At 67.6% G+C, this 3,496-nt stretch carries 4 protein-coding genes and 1 pseudogene; all 5 read right to left on the bottom strand.

All coding sequences use genetic code 11. The annotated features are described in order from the left end of the window. Positions 1–292, bottom strand: a pseudogene (locus AC16DP_RS31125) (AHH domain-containing protein); the annotation flags it as partial. A gap of 19 nt (positions 293–311) precedes the next feature. Then, complete coding sequence (locus AC16DP_RS31130) at positions 312–875, bottom strand: imm11 family protein (RefSeq protein ID WP_329728739.1); 564 nt, start codon at positions 873–875, stop codon at positions 312–314. 22 nt (positions 876–897) lie between these two features. Next, complete coding sequence (locus AC16DP_RS31135; protein ID WP_329728740.1) at positions 898–2,202, bottom strand: AHH domain-containing protein; 1,305 nt, start codon at positions 2,200–2,202, stop codon at positions 898–900. Between the two features lie 145 nt (positions 2,203–2,347). Beyond that, positions 2,348–2,911 (bottom strand): imm11 family protein, encoded by a 564-nt coding sequence (locus tag AC16DP_RS31140; protein ID WP_329728741.1) that lies wholly within the window; start codon positions 2,909–2,911, stop codon positions 2,348–2,350. A 22-nt stretch (positions 2,912–2,933) separates the two neighbouring features. After that, positions 2,934–3,496, bottom strand: a 563-nt coding sequence (locus AC16DP_RS31145) for an AHH domain-containing protein (RefSeq protein WP_483956908.1), incomplete at its 5' end; no start/stop codon positions are given.

Consider the following 3,496-nt stretch of genomic DNA (forward strand, 5'->3'; position numbering starts at 1 on the left):
ACAGGCCCTCGGGGAGGGCGTAGCGCGGGGCGCGCAGCAACGCCGTGAGTCCGCCCTCGGGCACCGGGGGCAGTCCCTTGGCCACGCCCAGGCTGGCCACCAGCATGAGCACCCGTAACCCCGTGCCACCCAGCGCCTTGCCGAAGCGCTCGGCCACCCGCTCGATTTCCTGCGGTGTCGTGGCCGCGTGGGCTTCCCGGTACAGCTGGACACAGGCCAGGGCCACGCGGGTGAGCTCCAGCACACCCACGGCCACAGAGAGGCGCAGCGTCAGCAGGGCCACGAAGGCCTTGCGGTGCCGCGAGCTGGTTTCACACCTCAAGGAAGCGTGTGCCGGTGATGCCCTCGCGCTCCAGGGCCTGCTTGAGGTCCTCGGAGACGATGAGGGCCACCGTCCAGCCCCAGGGACGGAAGAGGTGGGCATCTCCCACTTTCGTTGGATCGATTCGCATCCCCGCGACCACCCGGTATTGGCCTACCTTCTCCGGCTGGCCATCTTCGGGCTTGAAGTAACGCACCTCCTCGCATCGGGCGTCATCGATGCAGCGGATGACTCGTAAGGGATTGAGGATGAAATAGGGCTCCGGGTGGGCGTCCACGCGGGCGGGAATGGCCTGCACCTCGTGGACGTGCAGCCGCTCGAGGAGCCGGACGAAGCGCTCGCTGACCACGAGGATGCTGAAAGCGGCCCAGCAGAAGTCCAGCGGGTGTCCGGGGACCTCGAGCGGGAAGTGTGGCACGCACCCCAGCTCGAGGCTCCGCCCCTCGTCGAATTGCCAGGGGTCGAGCTCCTGCCCCTGCTCGTCCAAGGGAGCCCCCAGGTGCCAGCGATCGCGGGCACGCCTGTCATCCATCAATTTGAAGTACCGGTTCATGCGAGGTGTCCTGGAGGGCGCTCTACTTCCTCGTTGCCAACCGATAGAGCCGTGACCCGGGAGTACACACCTCCTGTGCGAGTTCCTCGAGTGCCCGTATCAAAGCATCCCGGCATCGTTCCCGGGTCCGGCATTGTCCGAGAGCTGTCTTGAGCCGTTCGTAGATCTCCACATGATAGTCCTCGGGATGAGGGCCTTTGTGGCCCGCGAGATAGACGAGGTTCTCCTTTGCATCCAGGTTCATCCCCGCCCTCGCGAAGAGCGACTTGAACAACGGAGTCCACGGCCCGCCGTAGACCGTCGAGATGTCGTTCTTGTCGGTGGCGAGGTGGTGCCAATAGTAGCCGTCCGCCTTCTCGGAGCCATCGGTGCAGGCGCTGCCTGCTGAGGTCGCCACCGTGCCCGCCGCCACGCCCGTGACGAGCACGGTGCCGTCGGCCACCATCTGCACCGCTGACGCGCCCCCCAGGGACAGGCCCTCGGGCAGTGCGTAGCGCGGGGCGCGCAGCAACGCCGTGAGTCCGCCCTCGGGCACCGGGGGCAGTCCCTTGGCCATGCCCAGGCTGGCCACCAATAGGAGCACCCGTAGCCCCGTGCCGCCCAGCGCCTTGCCGAAGCGCTCGGCTACCGCTTCGAGTTGCCGCGGCGTGCGGGCGGCGTGTGCTTCCCGGTACAACTGGACGCAGGCCAGCGCCACCCGGGTGAGCTCCAGCGCGCCCACGGCCAGGGACAGGCGCAGCGTCAGCATGGCCACGAAGGCCTTGCTGAACACCGGCTCGGGCGCCAGCCAGGCGGAGAAGTAGAGGAAAACCGAGAGGGTGACACTGGAGAGGAAGACGGGCGAGGAGAACAGCTCGCGCGCCGCCTCGCGGACGCCCGCGCCCATGTAGCGGGGGGACAGCTTCAGGGCCTGGAAGACAGGGCTCGTCTCCAGGGACTGGGGCAGGGAGAGCCGGGAGGGGCCGAAGCGGGAGAGGAGCTCCTCGTGAAGGAGCGTGCGCCAGCCCGGGGGCGGCTGCTCCGCCGAGGCCGTGGAGGCCAGGACGAGCCGCGGCCGGGTGGGCTGCTGGGGGCGCAGGGACGCGTGCAGGGACGTGAGCACGTCCCGGGCGTCTTCCAGGCGCATTCGCTCCAGGGAGGGGTCGGGTAACACCGGCTCGAAGGAGAGTCGCAGGCGGCCATCGGGCAGTGGAGTCGTGCGCACCTGTTTCGGCTCCACCCGTGGGCGCGAGGCTTCGGGCGGACCTGCCGGAGAGGTGGCACACGCGGCACTCAGGATGAATCCCAGCGCGAGTACCAGACGCAGCGGCGGACGGGCTCTCTTCATGCCGCGTAGCCTGCATGAGCTTCGGTGCGTCGTGCACCTGCGTTTGTTTTGGACTCGCCGTCCTTTGGGGGATTCGCGCTCCCTGGGGCAGAGTTCGGGGATGCTCCCTTCCCTCCAGAATCCGTGGTGGTGCCGCGAGCTGGTTTCACACCTCGGTGAAGCGCGTGCCCGTGACGCCCTCTCGCTCCAGGGCCTGCTTGAGGTCCTCGGAGATGATGAGGGCCACCGTCCAGCCCCAGGGACGGAAGAGGTGGGCACCTTCGGCTCTCGCCGGGTCGATGCGCAAACCCGAGACGCCCCGGTACTGGCCCACTTTCTCGGGTTGGCCATCCTCGGGCTTGAAGTGCCGTACTTCCCTGCACCGGGCCTCGTCGATGCAACGGATGACGCGCAGGGAATTGAGGATGAACCAGGGCCCGGCGTGGCTCTGGACTTCGACGGGGAGGAATTGAACGTCCTGGATGCCCAGGCGCTCGAAGAGCTGGACGACTCGACGGTGGACCACGGGGATGGAGAAGGAACTCTGGGTGAACTCCAGCTCCGTTCCGTCTGGCTTCACGGGAAACCGGATGAGCCCATGGGCGTCGAGCCGGCGGCTCTCGGTGAATTGCCAGGGATCGATTTTCTGCCCGTGCTCATCGACGGGATGCCGGAGGTGCCAGCGTCCTGGCCGGCTCATGTCGTCCGTCAGATCGTAGAAACGGCTCATCGTCCTCACCTGGTGTTGCGCCTCATGTCGTCGTCAGCAGCTGGTGGAGCAGTGTCCCCGGCGTACAGACGTCATCCGCGATCTTCTTGAGCTCGTCCACCAGGATGCTCCGGCACTGTTTCGGGGTGCGGCACTGGGAGAGCACGGCTTCCAATCGACGGTAGACCTCCTGGTGGTACGCCTCGGAATGAGGGCCCTTGTGACCCTTGAGATAGACGCGGTTCTCTTTCGCATCCAGGCTCATCCCCGCCATCTCGAATAAGTCCTCGAATCGGGGCGTCCACGGGCCACCGCGCAGCGTCGAGATGTGGTTCTTGTCGGTGGCGAGGTGGTGCCAATAGTAGCCGTCCGTCTTCTCGGAGCCATCCGTGCAGGCGCTGCCCACAGCGGCCGCCATGGTGCCCGCCGCCACGCCCGTGACGAGCACGGTGCCGTCGGCCACCATCTGCACCGCCGAGGCGCCCTCCAGGGACAGGCCCTCGGGGAGGGCGTAGCGCGGGGCGCGCAGCAACGCCGTGAGTCCGCCCTCGGGCACCGGGGGCAGTCCCTTGGCCACGCCCAGGCTGGCCACCAGCATGAGCACCC

It is taken from the genome of Archangium sp. (assembly GCF_057119385.1).

What these genes read in the sequence shown, in the direction of transcription:
- AC16DP_RS31130 (WP_329728739.1), bottom strand. Translation starts at nt 875, where the DNA reads ATGAACCGGTACTTCAAATTGATGGATGACAGGCGTGCCCGCGATCGC.
- AC16DP_RS31135 (WP_329728740.1), bottom strand. Translation starts at nt 2,202, where the DNA reads ATGAAGAGAGCCCGTCCGCCGCTGCGTCTGGTACTCGCGCTGGGATTC.
- AC16DP_RS31140 (WP_329728741.1), bottom strand. Translation starts at nt 2,911, where the DNA reads ATGAGCCGTTTCTACGATCTGACGGACGACATGAGCCGGCCAGGACGC.